Here is a 19,999-nt window from a genome sequence, read left to right as displayed (position 1 = left end):
GGCCGTCCATGGAATTCCGCTGTGCAGAACGGCAGGTGGGGCGGGGGGCGACCGAGCCGGGACGGAGCCGGGACGGGGCGGGCCGGAGGGTGCCTATGCTTCATCGCGTGGACAGCGAGAAGACCGGCAACCGCCGTGGCCGCAGGTCCCGGGACGAGATCCTGGACGTCGCCGCGCGGGTCATGGCGGAGCGCGGATACGCCGCGACGTCCCTGTCCGTGCTGAGCCGGGAGAGCGGGCTCCCGAAGAGCGTCGTCTACCACCATTTCCAGTCGAAGGCCGGGCTGCTCTCGGCGGTCATGGCGCGCGGCGCGTACGAGTTCTACGCGGCGATGCGCGACACGCAGGCGGACGGCCCGGAGGGCGACACCCCGCTGGAGCGGCTGACCTGGTACCTCCTGCGCACCGGGGAGGTCTTCCAGGCGCGCACCGACTTCCTGCGCCTGCACCTGCTGCTGGTGATGAGCGCCGAGGCGGCCGAGGCCGAAGTGGACGCCCTGATCGAGCAGGTCAGGCGGGACGGCCGCGCGCACATGAACACGATGATCGCCGCGTCCTTCGCGGCCGCGGGCACAGAGATCGCCCAGGCCGTCGCGGACGAGCTGGACTACTTCGCCATCGCCGGGTTCGACGGCGCCTTCGTCGCGATGCAGGCCGAGCCGGAGCGCGGCATCGCCGCCCCGATGCGGCTGCTCGCCGAGGCCGTGGCCGCGCTCGGCGAGGCGCGCGTGGCCAGGCTGCGCGCGGCCGCGAAGATCGGTTAACCCGGCTGGAGGCCGCGTTCGAGCGCGGCCGCCGCCGTCCGGAGCGTCGCGACCAGCTTGGGCAGCCGCTCCTTCTCGTACCGGATGCTCGGCATGGACACCGACAGGCCCGCGACCGCCGTGCCGTCCGGGTCGCGCACCGGGACGCCGACCGCGACGAGGCCGCGCTCGGAGCGCCCGTCGTTGACCGCGAACCCGTTGCGCCGGATGCGCGCCAGCTCCGCCCTGAGGTCGGCGAGGGCGAGACGGTCGCCCGCCGCCGCGTCCCGCCGGGTGTCGCGGTAGAGGTCGTCCAGCTCGTCCGGCGGCAGTTCGGCGAGCAGGAGGAGGCCGCCGGTCGTGCGGTGCGCGTGGAACACCATGCCCTCGCGCGACCCGACCCGCACCGCCTGCCCCGACTCGACGCTCGCGATGAAGCGGACGGTGTCGCCGGTGCGGACGGCGAGGTTCGCGGACTCGTCCAGCAGGTCGACCAGCCGCCGCAGGTGCGGCAGCGCCGCCGCCCGCAGCCGGGACGCCGCCGACTGCGAGTGCGCCGCCAGTTCGAGGACGGGCCCGACCCGGTAGGAGCGGTCCTGCTGCTGGACGGCGAAGTCGCGGTAGACGAGCATCGCCAGCAGCCGGTGCGCGGTGGACCCGGCGACGCCGAGCCGTCCGGCCACCTCGGTGACCGTCATCGGTCCCTCCAGCTGGAGCATCGCGGCGATGCGGAGGGCGTTGTCGACGCTCGCCACCGCGTACGGCGGCGGGGTCTTCAGCGGCTTGTCCACGCGGCTCCTCTCCGCAGGGCGGTTCTGTAAGACAGAATGTCCTTTTCCGTCTTGCGTAATCCAGGCCATGGTAAGGGTATGGCCACCATCCCCGACGAAACCCCGGTCCGGCTCCGGGCCGCCGACGCGCCGGACCAGCCGGCCGTCACGCCCGCCCTGGAGGACCTCTACCGGGGCTTCGAGCGCGAGCTGCTCGTCCCGCTGTGGACGGAGATCGGCGACCTGATGCCGCGGCGGCCGCGGTCGCGGGCCGTCCCGCACCTGTGGAGGTGGCGGAACCTGCTGGAGCTGGCCGCGCGGGCGGGCGAGCTGGTGCCGGTCGGGCGCGGCGGGGAGCGCCGCGCGATCGCGCTCGCCAACCCGGGCCTCGGCGGGCGGCCGTTCGCGACGCCGACGCTGTGGGCGGCGATCCAGTACCTGATGCCGGGCGAGGACGCGCCCGAGCACCGCCACACCCAGCACGCCTTCCGCTTCGTCGTCGAGGGCTCCGGCGTGTGGACGGTCGTGAACGGCGACCCCGTCCCGATGAACCGGGGCGACTTCCTGCCCCAGGCGGGCTGGAACTGGCACGCCCACCACAACGCCGCCGCCGAGCCGATGGCCTGGATCGACGGGCTCGACATCCCGTTCCAGTACGCGACCGACGCGCAGTTCTTCGAGTTCGGCCGCGACCAGATCTCCGCGGACGAGCACGCCACGCCGGAGCGCTCCCGGTCCGAGCGGCTGTGGGGGCACGCCGGGCTGCGCCCGATCGGGGCGCCCGCCGGGACCGGAACCCCGCTGCTGCGCTACCCGTGGGAGGTCACCGACCGCGCCCTCGCCGACCAGCTCGACTCGGGCGGGACGGTCGAGCCCGGCCACGCGGCGGTGCGCTGCACCGACCCCGCGACGGGCGGGGACGTCCTGCCGACCGTCCGCGCCGAGTTCCACCGCGTGGTGCGGGGCGCGGAGACCGCGCCCGTCCGCGAGACCGGCTCGTCGGTCTACACGGTGTTCGACGGGTCGGGCACCGTGACGGTCGGCGACACGACCTGGACGGTCACCCGAGGCGACCTCTTCGTCGTGCCGTCCTGGGAGCCGTTCTCCGCCAAGTCCGAGGCGGGGCCGTCCGACTCCGACTCCGGATCCCTCGACCTGTTCCGTTTCAGCGACGCGCCCATCTTCGAGGCGCTTCGCCTCAATCGTCGAGAGCCCCGATGACCGCAGCGAAGCGAGGATCGTCGGGGCTCCGCCCCGGGGGTCTGGGGGTCGCCCCCCAGAAAGGAAGGAACCGATGAAGCTGGCCACCGTTCGCACGTCCGAGGGCACCCGCGCCGTGAAGGCGGAGGGCGACGGGCTGATCGACCTCGGCTCGACCGACGTGGGCGCGTTCCTCGCGCACGCCGACTGGCGGGACCGGGCGGCGGACGCGACCGGCCCCGTCCGTCCGGCCGAGGGCGCGGACTTCGCGCCCGTCGTTCCGCGTCCGTCCAAGGTGGTGTGCGTCGGCCTCAACTACCGCAACCACATCCTGGAGATGGGACGCGACCTGCCGAGCCACCCGACCCTCTTCGCCAAGTTCGCGGACAGCCTCATCGGCGCGGGCGACGACATTGTCCGTCCGGGCGAGACGGCGGAGTTCGACTGGGAGGCGGAGCTGACGGTCGTGATCGGCGCGCAGGTCCGGCGGGCCAGCACGGCGGAGGCCGAGCGGGCGATCGCCGGGTTCACCGTCCTCAACGACGTCACCTGCCGCGACTGGCAGTTCCGCACCCGCGAATGGCTCCAGGGCAAGGCATGGGACTCGACGACGCCCGTGGGCCCGTACGTCGTGACGCCGGACGAGCTGCCCGGCGGCGTCCGTCCCGCGCTGGACGTGAAGCTGACGGTGGACGGCGAGCAGATGCAGTCCGACACGACCGGCGACCTGCTCTTCGACCCGGTCGCGCTGGTGGAGTACGTCTCGACGATCGTCCGGCTGAACCCCGGCGACCTGATCGCCACCGGCACGCCGGGCGGCGTCGGGCACGCCCGCGACCCGAAGCGCTACCTGCTCGGCGGCGAGACGGTCGTGACCGAGATCCAGGGCATCGGCCGCCTGGTCAACCGCGTGGTCAAGGACGCCTGATGGACGGCAGGACGCTCGCCGACGCCCGCCGCTGGACGTCCCTCGGCACCCGCCTGTTCCTCAACGCCGCCACGGGCCTGGACGAGTCCGCGTTCGCGGCGCCGAGCCCGCTGCCCGGCTGGACGCGCAAGCACGTCGCCGCCCATGTCGCCGCCAACGCCGAGGGGCTCGGCAACCTCCTCCACTGGGCGGCCACGGGCGAGCCGACGCCGATGTACGCCTCGCTGGAGGAGCGGAAGGCCGGGATCGAGCGCGGCGCGGTCCTCGGCCGCACGGAACTGGTCGGCTGGCTGCGGAACTCGGCCATGGAGCTGGACGCGGCGATGTCCGCGCTCACCCCCGAGCAGTGGGCGCACGAGGTCGTCACCGCGCAGGGCCGCACCATCCCCGCGACGGAGGTGCCGTGGATGCGCGCCCGCGAGGTCTGCGTCCACGCCGTGGACCTGGACGCCGGGGTCGGGTTCGGCGATCTTCCGGCGGCCTTCCTCAGCGCGCTGTGCGAGGACGCGGCCGGCAAGCGCCGCACCCGTCCCGGGCCCTGGGTCGTCCTGACGGCGACCGACTCCGGCGACCGCTGGGAGCTGCCCGGCGACGGCGCCCCCGCGCACGTCTCCGCCCGGCTCGCCGACGTCGCCGCCTATCTCACCGGACGCGCCGCCGCTCTCCCGGACGCGCCCACGCTCCCCGACTGGCTGTAGAAACGGAAACCTCGATGTCCCAGAGCGACCCCGACGCGATCATCGTCGGCGGCGGAATCGGCGGCCTCGGCGCCGCCCTCGCGCTCGCCCGGAAGGGGCTGCGCGCCCGGGTGCTGGAGCAGGCGTCCACGTTCGGGGAGGTCGGGGCCGGGCTCCAGATCGCTCCGAACGGCACGCGCGTGCTCGCCGAGTACGGCCTCCTGGACGAGGCCCGCGAACTCGGCGTCGCCCCCGCCGACATGATCATGTTCGACGCGCTGGACGCGTCCGAGCTGACCCGGCTCGACCTCCGCGACCTCGAACGCCGCTACGGCTTCCCCTACCTCGTCATGCACCGCAGCGACCTGCACGCGCTGCTGCTCCGGGGCTGCGAGCGGGCGGGCGTCGAGCTGGTCACCGACGGCCGCGTCGACGGGCTCGCCCCGGACGGGACGGGCGTCATCCGCGCGGACGGCCAGATTGAGCGCGCGGACGTGGTGATCGCCGCCGACGGCCTGCACTCGGTCGCGCGGGCGTCGTTCGTCGCGGACGCGCCGGTCAGCTCGTCCTACGTCGCCTACCGGGGCGCGATGCCGATCGAGGACGTGCGCGGCAACGACGTCCACGAGGACGCCGTCGTCGTGTACGTCGGGCCGCGCTGCCACTTCGTCCAGTACGCGCTGCGCGGCGGCTCGATGTTCAACCAGGTCGCCGTGTTCGAGTCGCCCCGCGCCAAGGCGGGGCAGGCCGACTGGGGCCTCCCCGACGAGCTGGACCAGGCGTTCGAGGGCGCGTGCGACCAGGTCCAGCGCGGCATCCCGCTGATGTGGCGGGACCGCTTCTGGCGGATGTTCGACCGCGACCCGGTCGACCGCTGGGTGTTCGGCCGCGTCGCGCTGCTCGGCGACGCCGCGCACCCGCCGCTCCAGTACCTCGCGCAGGGCGCGGTCATGGCGATCGAGGACGGCTGGGTGCTCGCCGAGCACGCCGCCCGACGGCGGTCCGCGTCCGGGGACGTCGACTGGGACGCCGCCCTCGCGGCCTACCAGGCGGTCCGTCCCGAGCACTGCCGCCGCGTGCAGTCCACCGCCCGCGACTGGGGCGGCCTCTGGCACCTCGACGGGCCGCGCCGCGACCGGCGCAACGCGCTGCTCCGCGACCGCGACGTCCGCGACTACTCGTTCGTCGACTGGCTCTACGGCCCGACCGCTCTGGAGCCGGGCCAGGAACCGGAGATGTTCAAGCCGATCCCGCTCTAGAGGGGGCCGCGTGGCGGCTCGTCGCCTGCGCAACCCATATTTCCTATTGACTTGATAGGAAATCTTCAGCAGAGTGTCTGGTGTGTACCACCACGTCCTTGCTGTCGTGATCCTGCTCGTCGCGCGGCTGCACGTCGACCTTCGGTTGCAGGCCAGCGCCCTCTGTCCACGCTGAGAACCCGGTGACCTCGCCGCCCGCGCCGGGAGCGGCGCGCGGCGCAGCAGCAGCACGACGGAAGGGACGCCATGACGCTGCGATTCCACTGGTTCCTGCCCACCAACGGAGACGGCCGGACGCTGATCGGCGGCGGCCACAACGTGCCCCGCGGGGTCGGCCTCCCGGCCGCCCGGCGGGGCGCCGCGGACCGGTTCCGCGACCCCGACATCGACTACCTCGCCCAGATCGCGCGGACCGCCGAGCACCTCGGCTTCGAGGCCGTGCTGACCCCGACCGGCACGTGGTGCGAGGACGCCTGGCTGGTGACCGCCGCGCTGATCCGCGAGACGAGCCGGTTGAAGTTCCTGGTGGCGTTCCGCCCCGGGCTCGTCTCGCCGACGCTCGCCGCGCAGATGGCCGCGACGTACCAGCGGATCTCCGGCGGACGCCTCGCGCTCAACGTCGTCACCGGCGGCGAGAGCACCGAGCAGCGCCGGTTCGGCGACCACCTCGACCACGACGAGCGCTACGCCCGCACCGACGAGTTCCTGTCGGTCGTGCGCGGCGCCTGGGGCGCCGAGCCGTTCGACTTCACCGGCAAGCACTACCGGGTGGAGGGCGCGACGGTGCGGCGGCGGCCGGAGCCCGTCCCGGAGGTGTACTTCGGCGGCTCGTCCGACGCGGCGGGGCCCGTCGCGGCCCGGCACGTGGACGTCTACCTGACCTGGGGCGAGCCGCCGGACCAGGTCGCCGCCAAGATCGCCCTGCTGCGCCGGCTCGCGGCCGCGGAGGGCCGCACGCTGCGCTTCGGCATCCGGCTGCACACCCTCAGCCGCGACACCTCCGCGCAGGCGTGGCGCGAGGCCGGACGCCTGCTCGACAGCCTCGACCGGGACTCCGTCGGGCAGGCGCAGAAGGCGCTCGCCGCCAGCGAGTCGGTCGGCCAGCGGCGGATGCGCGCCCTGCACGAGCGGTACCGCGCGAACGGGAAGGTCGCCCACGGCACGGACGCCCGCGAGCTGGAGATCTACCCCAACCTGTGGGCGGGCGTCGGGCTCGTGCGCGGCGGCGCGGGCACCGCGCTGGTCGGCAGCCACACCGAGGTCGCCGACCGGATCCAGGAGTACGCGGAGCTGGGCATCGAGGAGTTCATCCTGTCCGGCTACCCGCACCTTGAGGAGGCGTACTGGTTCGGCGAGGGCGTCCTGCCCGAGCTGCGCCGTCGCGGCGAGACCCGGCCCGCCCCCGCCCCCGGCGCGGCGTCCGGCGCGGTGGGGGCCCCGGCGTGAGCGCCACCGGCACCGCGCCCGGCGGGCCGCCGGGCGCGGCGTTGACGGAGCTCGACCTGCGCCGCGTCTACGGCACGTACCCGACCGGCGTCGCGGCGGTCGCGGGCCTCGTCGGCGGCCGGCCGGTCGGCCTCGCCGCCAGCTCGTTCGTGCCCGTGTCGCTGGACCCGCCGCTCGTGTCGGTCTGCATGGCGCACACGTCCACGACCTGGCCGCTGCTGCGCGACCTCCCGCACATCGGGATCAGCGTGCTCGGCGCCCACCAGGAGGAGACGGGACGGCGGCTCGGCGCGCGCGGCGGCGACCGCTTCGCGGGCATCGCGTGGCGCGCCACCGCGACCGGCTGCGTGCTGATCGAGGACGCGGCCGCCTGGTACGACTGCGCCGTCGAGCAGCAGGTCAGGTCCGGCGACCACGACATCGTGGTGCTGCGCGTCCACGACCTGGACGCCGCCGCCGGAATCTCCCCGCTCGTCTTCCACGCCAGCCGCTTCCACCGACTGCCCTGACGAAGGTCTTCCGACGGAGGGAGTTCTCGCGATGCCCGTAAGGCAGGTCCATCTCGCGGCGCATTTCCCGGGCGTCAACAACACCACGGTCTGGTCGGACCCGGCGTCCGGGAGCCAGATCGACTTCGCCTCGTTCGTCCACCTGGCGCGGACGGCCGAGCGCGGCAAGTTCGACTTCTTCTTCCTGGCCGAGGGGCTGCGGCTGCGGGAGATGAAGGGCCGGATCCACGATCTCGACGTGGCGGGGCGTCCCGAGTCGCTGACGGTGCTGTCCGCGCTCGCCGCCGTCACGACGCGCCTCGGGCTGGCCGCGACCGTCAACTCCACCTTCAACGAGCCCTACGAGGTGGCCGGACGGCTCGCGACGCTCGACCACCTCAGCGCAGGACGCGCCGCCTGGAACGTCGTGACCAGCTACGACGCCTTCACCGGCGAGAACTTCCGGCGCGGCGGGTTCCTCGCGGAGGCCGACCGGTACACCCGCGCCGCCGAGTTCCTCCAGACCGCCCGCGAACTGTGGGACTCGTGGTCGGACGACGGCGGGGCGGAGGGCGAGTTCGCCCACAGCGGGCGCCACTTCGACATCGCCGGACGGTTCGGCACGCCGCGCGGGCCGCAGGGCCATCCGGTGATCATCCAGGCGGGGGACTCGGCGGAGGGCCGCGAGTTCGCCGCCTCCGACGCCGACGTGATCTTCAGCAGGCACGGCGCGCCGGCCGCCGGACGCGCGTTCTACGCGGACGTGAAACGCCGCCTGCCCCGGTACGGGCGGCACCCCGACGAGTTGAAGATCTTCCCCGCCGTGACCTACGTCCTCGGCGACACCGAGGAGGACGCGGCCGAGCGCGCCGCCGACATCCGCCGCGCGCAGGTGGGCCCGGAGACCGCGATCGCCTACCTGGAGGGCGTGTGGGGACGCGACCTCTCCGCCTACGACCCGGACGGCCCCCTCCCCGACGTCGAACCCGACCTGGACGAGGGCGTCTCGAAGGGGCGGGCGCAGTTCCGCGGCGACCGGGGCGAGACCGTCCGCAGGTGGCGGACGCTCGCCGCCGACCGCGGCCTCAGCATCCGCGAACTGGTGATCGAGGCGACCGGGCGGCAGACGTTCGTCGGCACGCCCCGATCCGTCGCCGACCGGATCGACGAGTTCGTGCAGACGGGCGTCGCGGACGGGTTCATCTTCGTCCCGCACCTGACCCCCGGCGGGCTGGACGACCTGGTCGACCACGTCGTCCCGCTGCTCCAGGAGAAGGGCGTCTTCCGGTCCGACTACACCGGGACGACGCTGCGCGACCATCTCGGCCTGGGCCCGCCGCGCGGTGCGGTGCGGCGCGCACATGCCGAGGCCGTGTCATGACCGGCCTCTACGGCGGGACCGGGCTGCACCTGGCCGTGGCGCTGGAAGGCGTCGGCTGGCATCCGGCCGCGTGGCGCGCCCCGGACGCCCGTCCGGCCGACCTGTTCACCGCCCGCTACTGGGCCGACCTCGCGAGGGAGGCGGAGCGCGGCCTGCTCGACTTCGTCACGATCGAGGACGCACTGACCCCGCGACCGTCCGGGCGGTTGCAGGGCGGGCTGGACGCGGTCCTGGTCGCGGCCCGGCTCGCGCCGGTCACTGGGCACATCGGGCTGGTGCCGACCACGGACGTCACGCACACCGAGCCGTTCCACGTCTCGATCGGCGTCGCGTCGCTCGACTTCGCGTCCTACGGGCGCGCGGGCTGGCGTCCGCGCGTCTCGGCCGGGGTGCGGGAGGCCGGGCACTTCGGCCGCCGCCGGGCGTCCGCCGCCGCGCCGCCGGGGCGGATCGCCTCCGACGCCGACCTGAACGCGGAGGCCGCCGACGCGGTCGAGGTCGTCCGGCGGCTCTGGGACAGCTGGCAGGACGACGCCGAGATCCGCGACGCCTCCACCGGACGGTTCCTGGACCGTGACAGGCTCCACTACATCGACTTCGAGGGCCCTTACTTCGACGTGCGCGGGCCGTCGATCACGCCGCGTCCGCCGCAGGGGCAGCCGGTCGTCACCGTCCTCGCGGACAGCCCGCCCGCCTACGAGTTCGCCGCCCGCGGCGCCGACGTCGTCTACCTGACCCCGGACTCGCGCGCCGGGACCGGGGCCGCCGTCTCCCGCGTCCGCGCCGCCGAGGCGGCGGCCGGGCGCGGCGGCGAGCCGCTCCGGGTGTTCGCCGACCTGCTGGTCTTCATCGACGACCGGCCGGGCGCGGCGGCCGTCCGCAAGGCCCGGCTGGACGAGCTGGACGGCGCCGGACCCGCGTCGGCGGTCGAGGTCTTCACCGGCACCGCCGCCGAACTGGCCGACCTGCTGGAGGAGCGGCTCGACGCCGGCCTCACCGGGTTCCGGCTGCGGCCCGGCGTCCTGCCGCACGACCTGACCGGGATCACCCGGCGGCTCGTGCCGGAGCTCCAGCGCCGGGGCGCGTTCCGGACCGCGTACCGGGAGACGACGCTGCGCGCCCGGCTCGGCCTTTCCCGCCCGGAGGGCCGATACAGCGCGCCCGCCGCCGCGACCACCGGAGGAGGATCATGAGCGCCGTCCCGCTGTCCATCCTGGACCTCGCGCCGATCCCGGCCGGGGGCACGCCGCGCGAGGCGCTGCGCGGCACGCTCGACCTCGCCCGCCGCGCGGAGGAGTTCGGCTACCACCGCTACTGGCTCGCCGAGCACCACTTCGCGCCCGGCGTGGCCAGCTCCGCGCCGCAGGTCCTGATCGGCGCGGTGGCCGCCGCGACCGAGCGGATCCGGGTCGGCTCGGGCGCGGTGCAGACCGGGCACTGGACGCCGCTCTCCATCGTCGAGCAGTTCGGCACCCTCGACGCGCTCCACCCCGGACGCATCGACCTCGGCCTCGGCCGCTCCGGGCAGCGGCGGCGGGCCGATGCCGCGCGCCGCGCGAAGAACGGCGACGAAGAACCGCCGCCGCCCGAGGCGCGCGTGGTCGACGGGCTGCTCATCCCGAAGCCGTTCGACCCGGCCCGGCTCGCCGAGTCCGCGACGGTCGCGCTCATGAACGAGCTGCTCCAGCAGCCCGGCGCCGAACCGCCCGACTATCCCGACCAGGTCGACGCCATCATCGCCCTCCTGGAGGGCGCCTACCGTTCCGCGCGCGGGCACCCGGCCCACGTCATACCGGGCGAGGGGGCCGACCTGCGGCTGTGGATCCTCGGCAGCAGCGGCGGCGAGAGCGCGCGGGTCGCGGGGGAGCGCGGGCTGCCGTTCGCGGCGAACTACCACGTCGCGCCCGCCAAGGTGCTGGAGGCGGTCACCGCCTACCGGGAGGCGTTCAAGCCGTCCGCCGAGCTGGACGAGCCGTACGTCATGGTGTCCGCCGACGTCGTCGTGGCGCGGACCGACGAGCACGCCCGCGAGCTGGCGTCCCCGTACGGGGTGTGGGTGCACAGCATCCGCTCGCGGCTCGCCGCCGTGCCGTTCCCGTCCCCGGCGGACGCCGCGTCCCACCGCTGGACGGACGCCGACCGCGCCCTCGTCGCCGACCGCGTCGACACCCAGTTCACCGGCGCGCCCGGCGCCGTCGTGGAACGCCTGGAGACGCTCCGCCGCGTCACCGGCGCGGACGAGCTGCTCATCACCACGATCACCCACGACCACGCCGACCGCGTCCGCTCCTACGAGATGCTCGCCGCCGAATGGGCCCTCACGTAAACCGCTCCACCGGATTCAGACCGAAAGGAAGGGCCGATGGCCACGCGCCTCGTCTCGTTGATCGGCAATCCCCGGCCGGGGTCGCGCACCCGGGCCGCCGCCGTCCAGGCCGCCGAGCTGGTCGGCGGCCGGATAGGGCCGGTCGAGCAGGAGATCCTCGACCTGTCGGCGCTGGCGCCCGCGCTCGGCTCGCCGTCCGCGTCGGCGGCGGTGGAGGCGGCGGTGCAGACCGTCCTCGACGCGGACGTGCTCGTCGTCGCGAGCCCGACCTACAAGGGCGCCTACACGGGCCTGCTGAAGACGTTCCTGGACCGCCTGTCCAGCGGGGCGCTCGCCTCGACCGTGGCGCTGCCGCTGATGGTGATGGGCGACGCGCGGCACGCGCTCGCCGTGGAGGTCCACCTGCGTCCGGTGCTGGTCGAGCTGGGCGCGTTCGTCCCCACTCCGGGCGGCGTGCTGCTGGAGAGCCAGTTCGAGCAGGCGGACAAGGTCCTGGACGACTGGGCCCGCCGCGTCGCCCCCCAGGTCGAGGCCGCCGTTTCATGTATTTCCTATTGACTTGGTAGGAAATGTCGTTCATCGTGGTTCCCGTGAGTGCCCTGATCACCCTCGTCGCGCGGCTGCACGTGGATCTGCGGCTGCAGGCGAGCGCCCTGTGTCCGCGCTGACGAACGCGACTCCGGACGCCGCGGCGACCGCCGACCGGCCGTCCAGCCGACCGGTTCTCACGAAGGGACTCGCAGGTCCATGTCCACATCGTCCGTCGATATCGCGCGCCCGGCGACCCGGGCGCGTCCCCGACTCCCCGCGCTTCCGCGGCCGCGCCTCGGGCTCCGCGCGGTCAGCCCGCCCGCCCTGCTGATCCTCTGGCAGGTCGCGAGCAGCACGGGCCTCCTGTCCGACCGGCTGCTGCCGGCGCCCGCGACCGTCGCCCGCACCGCCGCCACGCTGACCGCCGACGGGACGCTCGGCGACGCCGTCGCCGTGTCGCTCCAGCGGGCCCTCATCGGCTTCGCGCTCGGCGCCGCCGCCGGGCTCGCGCTGGCGCTGGCCGCCGGGCTCAGCCGCGCGGGCGAGGGGCTCCTCGACCCGCCGCTCCAGATGCTGCGGGCGCTGCCGCTGTTCGGGCTGATCCCGCTGTTCATCCTCTGGTTCGGGATCGGGGAGACCCCGAAGGTCATCCTCGTCGCCTTCGGCGTGCTCTTCCCGATCTACCTCAACACCTACGCCGGGATCCGCGGCGTGGACGCCAAGCTCGCCGAGGTCGGGCGCGTTCTCCAGCTCGGCCGGATAGCGCTGATCAGGCACATCGTGCTGCCCGGCGCGCTGCCGCAGGCGCTGGTCGGGCTCCGGCAGAGCCTCGGCGTCGCCTGGCTCGCGCTGATCGTGGCGGAGCAGATCAACGCGAGCAAGGGCCTCGGCTTCATGATCAACGACGCCCGCGAGTTCCTGCGGGTGGACATCGTCGTCCTCGGGCTGCTCGTGTACGCGGTCCTCGGGCTCGCGACGGACGCGCTCGTCCGGCTGGCCGAGAGGAGGGCCCTGTCATGGCGACGCGGACTGCTCGGGACGTGACCTCCACGACCGCCGCCCAGGTGAAGGGGCTGACCAAGCGGTTCGGGTCGCGGGTCGTCCTCGACGGGCTGGACCTGGACATCGCGCGCGGCGAGTTCGTCGCCCTGCTCGGCCGCAGCGGCTCGGGCAAGTCCACGCTGCTGCGCGTGCTCGCCGGGCTGGACCGCGACACCTCCGGCGACCTCCGCGTCGACGGCACGGTCGCGGTCGCGTTCCAGGAGCCGAGGCTCGTCCCCTGGAAGCGGGTGCTCGGCAACGTCACGCTCGGGCTGCGCGTCCCGGCCCCGGTGGCCGCCGCCGACACGGCGCTCGCCGAGGTCGGGCTGACCGAGCGGCGGGACGTGTGGCCGCTCACCCTGTCCGGCGGGGAGGCGCAGCGCGTGTCCCTCGCCCGCGCCCTCGTCCGCGACCCGGACCTGCTGCTGCTCGACGAGCCGTTCAGCGCGCTCGACGCGCTGACGCGCATCAACGTCCACCGGCTGGTGCTCGACCTGTGGGAGCGGCACCGCCCCGGCGTGCTGCTGGTGACGCACGACGTGGACGAGGCGCTGCTGCTCGCGGACCGCGTCCTGGTCCTGGACGACGGCCGCATCGCCCACCAGTCCGAGGTCGCCCTGCCCCGGCCGCGCGAGCGCGACCACCCGGAGCTGGTCGAGCTGCGCTCGGTTCTTCTCACTCGGCTGGGTGTGGCTCTGGAGGGATCCAAGTGAGCGGGACGCGGAGTGCGGCGCTCGTGCTGGTCGCGTTGGGCGCGCTGGTCGCGGCGTTGGGCGGGTGCTCGTCCGGCGACGGGGCGGAGGAGAACGGGCAGGTCGTCCTCCGGGTCGGGGACCAGAAGGGCGCCAGCCTCCAGGACATGCTGGCCGCCGCCGGTCAGCTCGACGGCCTCACCTACAAGGTCAAGTGGTCGCTGTTCACGTCCGGGCCGCCGATCCTGGAGGGGATCAACGCCGGGTCGGTCGACTTCGGGGTGGTCGGGAACACGCCGCCGGTGTTCGCGGCGGCGTCCGGGGCGCGGATCGTGCTCGTCGGCGCGACCACGTCCCGGCTGACCGGGCAGGCGATCGTGGTGCCCAAGGACTCGCCGCTCCGCACCCCGGCCGACCTCAAGGGGAAGAAGGTGGCGGTCGCCAAGGGCAGCTCCGCCAACTACCACCTGCTGTCGGTGCTGACGAAGAACGGGTTGAAGTTCGGCGACGTCCAGCCGCAGTACCTCCAGCCCGCCGACGCCCTCACCGCCCTCACCGGCGGACGAGTCGACGCCTGGGCCACCTGGGAGCCGTACACCGCCCAGGCCGAACTGCAGAACGGCGCCCGGATCCTGGCGGACGGCACCGGCTACACCAATGGCTACGGATTCCAGGTCACGTCCAAGGGCACCCTCAAGAACAAGGCCCGGAGCGCCGCGCTCAAGGACTTCCTGTCCCGGTACCAGCGGGCGGTGCAGTGGTCCAGCTCGCATCCGGACCAGTGGGCGGCCATCTGGGCGAAGCAGACCCGGCTCCCCGGGCCCGTCGCCCAGCGCGCCGTGCAGCGGCGGCTCACCACGACCATCCCGATCGACGACTCCGTGATCGCCTCGGAGCAGCAGATCGCCGACTCCTTCGCCGGGGTCGGGCTGGTCCCGCGCAAGGTCTCGATCGCCGGGTTCTTCGACCGGCGCTTCAACGACCTGGCCGTGACGGCGCGGCCCCAGCAAGGAACGTGACCCTTCACCATCCCCAGGGCGGCGGGTCACCCGCCCGCCGCCCTCCGCTCCCGGACGGACGGTCTCCCATGATCCCCCTCTCCGTTCTCGATCTCGCGCCGGTCCCGGCGGGCGGCGGCCCGGCGGACGCGGTGCGCAACTCCCTCGACCTGGCCCGGCACGCGGAACGGGCGGGCTACCGCCGGTACTGGATCGCCGAGCACCACCTCGCGCCCGGACTCGCGGCGGCGGCCCCGCCCGTCCTCATCGCGGCGGTCGCGGCGGCGACGTCCCGGATCCGCGTCGGGTCGGGCGCCTTACAGACCAGGCACCGGACGGCGCTCTCGATCGTCGAGCAGTTCGGCACGCTCGACGCCCTCTACCCCGGACGCATCGACCTCGGCCTCGGCCGCTCCGACCGGGAACGCGACCGGGCCACCGTCCGGGCGGCGGGCGGGAGGCGGCGCCCGCCGCGCCGGGCGGTGGAGTTCGTGGACGGGCTCCTCATCCCCGTCGCGTCGGACCCGCCGGGGCTCGCGCGGTCCGCCGCGCTCAAGCTCCAGGAGACGCTGCTCGTCCAGCTCGGCGCGATGCCGGCCGAGTTCGCCGACGTCGTCGCCGCCGTGCTCGCCCTGCTGGACGGCTCCTACGTCCAGGACGGGCAGCGCGTCCGCGCGAACCCGGGCGAGGGCGCCGACCTGGAACCGTGGATCCTCGGCGACGACCACCGGACCGCCAGGATCGCCGGGCGGCACGGCCTGCCGTTCGCGGCGAACTACCATTCCAGCCCCGCGACCGTCCTCCAGGCGGTGGACGCCTACCGGGCGGCGTTCCGTCCGTCGGCCGTCCTGGACGCGCCGTACGTCATCGTGTCCGCCGACGTCGTGACGGCGCCGACCGACGACGAGGCGGAGGTGCTCGCGTCCCCGTACTCGCTGTGGGTGCACCGGATCAGGACGGGGCTCGGCGCCGTCCCGTTCCCGACGGCGGACGACGCCGCCGCGCACCAGTGGAAACCGGACGAGCTGGACCTCGTCGCCGACCGGGTCGAGACGCAGTTCTTCGGCTCGCCCCGGACCGTCGCCGCCGGGCTGGACGTCCTCCAGCGCGTCACCGGCGCGGACGAGCTGCTCATCACCACGGTCACGCACGGCCACGCGGACCGCGTCCGCTCCTACGAGCTGCTCGCCGCCGAATGGCGGGAGGCGGCGGCCGTGTCCGAGGCCCGGCTGCGCCGCAGCTCCGCGTGAGCACCCAGTGAGCACCGAGTGAGCACCGCGTGAGCACCGAGTAGACCCCCGGAGGCCCTGCGCAGGCCCGGGAGGGTGGAGGGCGCCCGGCGGCACTGGGGCCGCCGGACGCCCGTCCGGTCAGCCGCAGCGCGGCGGCGGCGGGTCGAGCTTGACCGAGCCGTCGATGGTCTCGATCACGTTGCCGGCCGCGTCCTTGCGCTCGGCGTGCGCGGCCATCACGTTCGGCAGCCCCCGCGGCACCGGGTTCGGGTGGACCTCCCGGATCCCGGTCGCGATGGAGACGTCGTCGTTGTTGCGGAAGAACTCCGTGCCGTTGTCGGTGAACACGACCGACCAGTGCTGCCCGGCGACGCCGGTGTCGATCTCGAACTCCTCCCCGGCGACGAGCCGGTTCGGCGGCGTGCCGTCGTCGTCGTACTGCGACTTGAGCGTCCACGGCGTGCCCGCCGTGCCGTGCCCCGAAGTCGACACGGGACGGCCGCACGGGCGTTCCTTCGCCTGAGCGGCGCCCCCCGCGGCGACGGCCGTGGACAGCGCGAGCGCCCCCACGACCAGCAGCCCGGCCCCTGCTCGAATTCGCATCGTCGTTCTCCTCCCCCTGAGCGGTGGTTCGTCTCGGTGAATGGATAGGCGCGGGGGTTACACGGCTCGGGAATCCGGCTTGGGAATCGGCTCGGGGATCGAGGTCGTGTAACCCGCCCGCCTACTTCTTCTCGACCGTTGTCGACGAAGGGACGGGGAGATGAGGAGAACGCTGGCCGTCACGGGCCTCGCGGTAGGGACGGTGTTCGCGGTGGCCGCGACGTCGGGAGCCCAGGCAGTCGGGGCGCAGCCGGACGGGATCCAGGGCAGCGGGCGCGCGCGTGCCGCGCAGGGCCGGGAGGTGGTGATCGACTGGAACCGGGCCCTGCTGGAGATCGTGCGGACGCCCGGCGCGCAGCCCGCGACCGTCCATCCGACGCGGAGCTTCGCGATCCTGCACACGGCGATCGCGGGCGGCGTCGCCGCCACCGGGCGCGGCGCGGCGGGATCGGGCTCCGCGTCGGGCTCCGTGTCGGGTTCGGCGTCGGGTTCGGCGTCGGGGGAGGCCGCGGCGGCGCAGGCCGGGCACGACAGCCTGGCCGCCCTCTACCCGGCGCGCCGCGCGGACCTGGACCGCAGGCTGACCGACGAGCTGGCCGACATCCCGGACGGCCCGGCCAAGGCCGCCGGGATCCGTGCCGGGCAGCGCGCCGCCGCGGCCGTCCTCGCCGACCGCGCGCACGACGGGTCGGACGCGACGCCGCCGCCGTACGTGCCGACTGGCAGTCCCGGCGACTACCGGCCGACGCCGCCGTCGTTCCCCGCCCCGGTGTTCACGCACTGGGCGGCCGTGCGGCCGTTCGCGCTCGGACGCGGCGACAGGTTCCGGCCCGTCCCGCCCCCGGCGCTGACCACCCGCGCCTACGCCAGGGGAATCAACGAGGTGCAGTCGCTGGGCCAGGACACCAGCACCACCCGGACGGCGGACCAGACCACGCAGGCCCGCTTCTGGGCCGCGCCGATCTGGAACTACTGGAACGAGATCGCGCAGAACGCCGCCCGCCGCCACGGGATCGGCCTCGCCGCCACCGCCGCGCTGTTCGCCGCGCTCGACCGGACGTTCGCCGACTCGGTCATCGCGTTCTACGACGGCAAGTACCACTACCGGGTGTGGCGTCCGATCACGGCGATCCGCGAGGCCGACACCGACGGCAACCCCGACACGCACGCCGACTCGGGCTGGAACCCGCTCGCGACGACGCCCGCCGACCCGTCCTATCCGGGCGCGCACAGCGTCGTCGCCGAAGCGGGGGCGATCGTGCTGGGGTCCTTCTTCGGGCCGGACGACACGTTCACGGTCAGCTCGGAGTCGCTGCCGGGGGTCACCCGGTCGTTCACGTCCTACCAGGACGCGGCGGACGAGGCCGGGATCAGCCGCATCTACGCGGGCGTCCACACCCGTCCCGACCACTTCGCGGGCGCGCTGCTCGGCGTGCGGGTCGCCCGGTTCGACCTGGCCCACGGCGCGACCCGCTGAGGGCCGGAGTGAGGAGTCCGATGAGCGAGATCGCCGTCCGGACGCGATGGCCGGGAGCGGTCGCGATGGCGGGCGGGCTCATGCTGCTGCTCGCGGCCTGCGGCGGCGGGACGAGCCACGCGGCCGGGAAGTCGCCGTCCGGTGCGGCGTCGTCGAAGACGGCGCCGATGCCTGGGATGACGATGCCGTCCGGGTCGTCGGCCCCGGCGACGCAGGCGGCCCCGGTCGCGGGGAACGCGGTGTCCATCAAGGGCTTCGCGTTCGTGCCCGCGACCCTGACCGTCCACGCGGGCGCGACCGTCACCTGGACGAACGACGACGAGGAACCGCACACCGTCACGTCCGGGAAGGGGCCGCTCCGCTCCCCGGCGATGGACGCCAAGGCGACCTACCGCCACCGCTTCGCCCGTCCGGGAACCTACGACTACATCTGCACCATCCACCCGTTCATGCACGGCACGGTGGTGGTGAAGCCGTGAGCGGAGAGCACGCCGCCGAGGGGATGTCGCGGCGCGGGCTGCTGCGGCACGGCGCGTGGTTCGGCGGCGCGGTCGTCCTCGCGGTGGCCGGCGGCGAGGTGGTCAGCAAGGTCGTCGGCGACGCCGACGACGGCGGCGGGGGGATCCCGGACGACGCGTCCCCCCGCTTCGTGCAGGTCAGCGACAGCCACCTCGGCTTCAAGGGGCCCGCCAACACCGACGTCACCGGCTCGTTCTCGCGGGCGATCGCGCAGATCAACGCACTGGACGAGCGGCCGGACTTCGTCATCCACACCGGCGACCTGACCCATCTCGCGACACCGGCCCAGTTCGACCAGGTGAAGCAGATGATGGGGACGTTGAAGACCGGCCACGTGTGGACGGTCCCCGGCGAGCACGACTCCGTCGACGACGCGGGCCAGAAGTACCGGACGGCGTTCGGCGCGGGCTCGCGCGGCGACGGCTGGTACAGCTTCGACGTGCGCGGCGTGCACTTCATCGCGCTCGTCAACACGCTGCACCTGAAGAAGCTCGGGCATCTCGGCGCCGACCAGGTCGACTTCGTCCGCAAGGACGTGGCCGGGCTGTCGTCCGACACTCCGGTCGTCGTGTTCAGCCACATCCCGCTGTTCGCCATGTACCCGAACTGGGGCTGGGGGACGGACGACGCCGCGCAGGTCCTGTCGCTCCTGCGCCGGTTCTCGTCCGTGACCTGCCTGAACGGGCACGTCCACCAGCTCTTCACGAAGACGGAGGGAAACGTGACGTTCCACAGCGCCACGACCACCGCGTACCCGCTGCCGCACCCGGGCGACGGGCCCGCGCCCGCCCCGGTCACGCTCCCGGCGGGACGGCTCCGCGACGCGCTCGGCGTCCGCGAGGTCGGCTACGTGAAGGGGCGCAGGGCGCTGGCCGTGAAGGACCGGCGGCTGGCCTAGCGGCTGGTCTGGCGACTGGCCTGGCGGCTGGCCTGGCGACGCCGCCGGACATGGCTCCCGGGACCGGATCACCCGTCCTCTCGGCCGGGCGGGTGATCCTCCGGGGTCCGGCGGACGTGTTCCAGGCAGACGCTCCGGCACGGCGGCAGGAGGCAGAGGGAACCGTCATGCGCTACTGGAAGTCAGCCCGGCGCGGCACCGCCGAACCGGCGGGGGACGAGCCCGAGCCGCGGGCGCGGCTGCACCTCGTCCACGGCGAGACGTACGCGAACTGGGAGGCGATCTACCTGCACAATGTGGACCGGATCTACCGGCTGATGTTCAGCAAGGTCGGCAACCGGCCGGACGCCGAGGACCTCACGGCCGAGGTGTTCCTCACCGCGCTGCGGCCGCTGCGGGTGTCGGCGACGGTCGGCGAGGTCCGCGCGTACCTGCTCGCCACCGCCCGCACGGTGCTGGCCGCGCACTGGCGGCGCACCCTCGGAAGGGAGATCACCAGCATCGACCTGGAACTGCTGGCCGACAACGACCCGGCGCCGGGCGCCGAGTCCGGTGTCGCGCCCGGGACGGGCGGCTCCGAGCGGCGGGCGGAACGGCTCCTCGCCGCGCTGCCCGAGCGCTACCGGCGCGTCCTGGAGTTACGGTTCCTGCACTCGTACACGATCAAGCAGACCGCGGCGGAGCTCGGGCTCAGCGTGGGCAACGTCAAGGTGCTGCAGCACCGCGCGCTCCGCCGCGCGGCCGAACTGGACCGCGACGACCCGCCCGCCCAGGCTCCCCAGGGATGAGC

21 protein-coding genes are annotated in these 19,999 nt (G+C 74.2%); 19 read left to right on the top strand and 2 right to left on the bottom strand.

Annotated elements, in window-relative coordinates:
• Window positions 1-107 precede the first annotated feature (107 nt).
• The gene (locus FXF65_RS16735) at window positions 108-764 is read left to right on the top strand and encodes a TetR/AcrR family transcriptional regulator (protein WP_222868604.1); all 657 of its coding nucleotides are present in this window, start codon (window positions 108-110) and stop codon (window positions 762-764) included.
• On the opposite strand, the gene FXF65_RS16730 is transcribed toward FXF65_RS16735, so the two are convergent.
• Window positions 761-1,534: an IclR family transcriptional regulator gene (locus FXF65_RS16730; RefSeq protein ID WP_148350881.1), complete on the bottom strand. Its 774-nt coding sequence runs from the start codon at window positions 1,532-1,534 to the stop codon at window positions 761-763. The genes FXF65_RS16735 and FXF65_RS16730 overlap by 4 nt on opposite strands.
• A 78-nt stretch (window positions 1,535-1,612) precedes the next feature.
• On the opposite strand from FXF65_RS16730, the gene FXF65_RS16725 reads away from it, so the two are divergent.
• From FXF65_RS16725 to FXF65_RS16655, 14 genes are all read left to right on the top strand, one after another.
• Window positions 1,613-2,734: a cupin domain-containing protein gene (locus tag FXF65_RS16725; protein ID WP_148350880.1), complete on the top strand. Its 1,122-nt coding sequence runs from the start codon at window positions 1,613-1,615 to the stop codon at window positions 2,732-2,734.
• 73 nt (window positions 2,735-2,807) lie between these two features.
• Window positions 2,808-3,641 (top strand): fumarylacetoacetate hydrolase family protein, encoded by an 834-nt coding sequence (locus FXF65_RS16720; protein WP_148350879.1) that lies wholly within the window; start codon window positions 2,808-2,810, stop codon window positions 3,639-3,641.
• Window positions 3,641-4,339, top strand: a complete 699-nt coding sequence (locus FXF65_RS16715) for a maleylpyruvate isomerase family mycothiol-dependent enzyme (protein ID WP_148350878.1) — start codon at window positions 3,641-3,643, stop codon at window positions 4,337-4,339. The genes FXF65_RS16720 and FXF65_RS16715 overlap by 1 nt, the downstream gene beginning before the upstream one ends.
• A gap of 14 nt (window positions 4,340-4,353) precedes the next feature.
• Window positions 4,354-5,577 (top strand): FAD-dependent monooxygenase, encoded by a 1,224-nt coding sequence (locus tag FXF65_RS16710; protein ID WP_148350877.1) that lies wholly within the window; start codon window positions 4,354-4,356, stop codon window positions 5,575-5,577.
• 246 nt (window positions 5,578-5,823) lie between these two features.
• Complete coding sequence (locus FXF65_RS16705; RefSeq protein ID WP_148350876.1) at window positions 5,824-7,023, top strand: LLM class flavin-dependent oxidoreductase; 1,200 nt, start codon at window positions 5,824-5,826, stop codon at window positions 7,021-7,023.
• Window positions 7,020-7,532: a flavin reductase family protein gene (locus FXF65_RS16700; protein WP_148350875.1), complete on the top strand. Its 513-nt coding sequence runs from the start codon at window positions 7,020-7,022 to the stop codon at window positions 7,530-7,532. Before FXF65_RS16705 ends, FXF65_RS16700 begins: the two co-directional genes overlap by 4 nt.
• Window positions 7,533-7,563: 31 nt before the next feature.
• On the top strand, window positions 7,564-8,892 hold the full coding sequence (locus FXF65_RS16695; RefSeq protein WP_148350874.1) for an NtaA/DmoA family FMN-dependent monooxygenase: 1,329 nt from the start codon (window positions 7,564-7,566) through the stop codon (window positions 8,890-8,892).
• Complete coding sequence (locus FXF65_RS16690; RefSeq protein WP_148350873.1) at window positions 8,889-10,085, top strand: LLM class flavin-dependent oxidoreductase; 1,197 nt, start codon at window positions 8,889-8,891, stop codon at window positions 10,083-10,085. The genes FXF65_RS16695 and FXF65_RS16690 overlap by 4 nt, the downstream gene beginning before the upstream one ends.
• Window positions 10,082-11,218 carry an LLM class flavin-dependent oxidoreductase gene (locus FXF65_RS16685; protein ID WP_148350872.1) on the top strand — a complete coding sequence of 379 codons (1,137 nt, stop codon included), beginning with the start codon at window positions 10,082-10,084 and terminating at the stop codon, window positions 11,216-11,218. Before FXF65_RS16690 ends, FXF65_RS16685 begins: the two co-directional genes overlap by 4 nt.
• A gap of 36 nt (window positions 11,219-11,254) precedes the next feature.
• The gene (locus FXF65_RS16680) at window positions 11,255-11,776 is read left to right on the top strand and encodes an NADPH-dependent FMN reductase (RefSeq protein WP_148350871.1); all 522 of its coding nucleotides are present in this window, start codon (window positions 11,255-11,257) and stop codon (window positions 11,774-11,776) included.
• A 189-nt stretch (window positions 11,777-11,965) separates the two neighbouring features.
• The gene (locus tag FXF65_RS16670) at window positions 11,966-12,793 is read left to right on the top strand and encodes an ABC transporter permease (RefSeq protein WP_148350870.1); all 828 of its coding nucleotides are present in this window, start codon (window positions 11,966-11,968) and stop codon (window positions 12,791-12,793) included.
• A complete protein-coding gene (locus tag FXF65_RS16665) occupies window positions 12,766-13,503 on the top strand; it encodes an ABC transporter ATP-binding protein (RefSeq protein ID WP_148350869.1) in 738 nt (245 codons plus the stop codon). Before FXF65_RS16670 ends, FXF65_RS16665 begins: the two co-directional genes overlap by 28 nt.
• Window positions 13,500-14,501, top strand: coding sequence for an ABC transporter substrate-binding protein (locus FXF65_RS16660; RefSeq protein WP_148350868.1), 1,002 nt, complete (start codon window positions 13,500-13,502; stop codon window positions 14,499-14,501). Before FXF65_RS16665 ends, FXF65_RS16660 begins: the two co-directional genes overlap by 4 nt.
• A 68-nt stretch (window positions 14,502-14,569) precedes the next feature.
• Window positions 14,570-15,730 (top strand): LLM class flavin-dependent oxidoreductase, encoded by a 1,161-nt coding sequence (locus FXF65_RS16655; protein ID WP_148350867.1) that lies wholly within the window; start codon window positions 14,570-14,572, stop codon window positions 15,728-15,730.
• 120 nt (window positions 15,731-15,850) lie between these two features.
• On the opposite strand, the gene FXF65_RS16650 is transcribed toward FXF65_RS16655, so the two are convergent.
• On the bottom strand, window positions 15,851-16,315 hold the full coding sequence (locus FXF65_RS16650; protein ID WP_148350866.1) for a hypothetical protein: 465 nt from the start codon (window positions 16,313-16,315) through the stop codon (window positions 15,851-15,853).
• 160 nt (window positions 16,316-16,475) lie between these two features.
• Between FXF65_RS16650 and FXF65_RS16645 the strand changes: the two genes are divergently transcribed.
• The 4 genes from FXF65_RS16645 to FXF65_RS16630 all read left to right on the top strand — a co-directional run bounded on the left by FXF65_RS16645 (window position 16,476) and on the right by FXF65_RS16630 (window position 19,997).
• Window positions 16,476-17,792, top strand: coding sequence for a vanadium-dependent haloperoxidase (locus tag FXF65_RS16645; protein ID WP_148350865.1), 1,317 nt, complete (start codon window positions 16,476-16,478; stop codon window positions 17,790-17,792).
• A gap of 20 nt (window positions 17,793-17,812) precedes the next feature.
• Window positions 17,813-18,271: a cupredoxin domain-containing protein gene (locus tag FXF65_RS16640; RefSeq protein ID WP_148350864.1), complete on the top strand. Its 459-nt coding sequence runs from the start codon at window positions 17,813-17,815 to the stop codon at window positions 18,269-18,271.
• Window positions 18,268-19,209, top strand: coding sequence for a metallophosphoesterase family protein (locus FXF65_RS16635; protein WP_222868603.1), 942 nt, complete (start codon window positions 18,268-18,270; stop codon window positions 19,207-19,209). The genes FXF65_RS16640 and FXF65_RS16635 overlap by 4 nt, the downstream gene beginning before the upstream one ends.
• A gap of 167 nt (window positions 19,210-19,376) precedes the next feature.
• Window positions 19,377-19,997 (top strand): RNA polymerase sigma factor, encoded by a 621-nt coding sequence (locus FXF65_RS16630; protein WP_148350863.1) that lies wholly within the window; start codon window positions 19,377-19,379, stop codon window positions 19,995-19,997.
• Window positions 19,998-19,999: the final 2 nt, after the last annotated feature.

Source organism: Actinomadura syzygii, assembly GCF_008085905.1.
GTDB lineage: Bacteria > Actinomycetota > Actinomycetes > Streptosporangiales > Streptosporangiaceae > Spirillospora > Spirillospora syzygii.
Note: the sequence above shows the minus strand (reverse complement) of the source record. Positions and strands in the feature narration are given on the sequence as shown.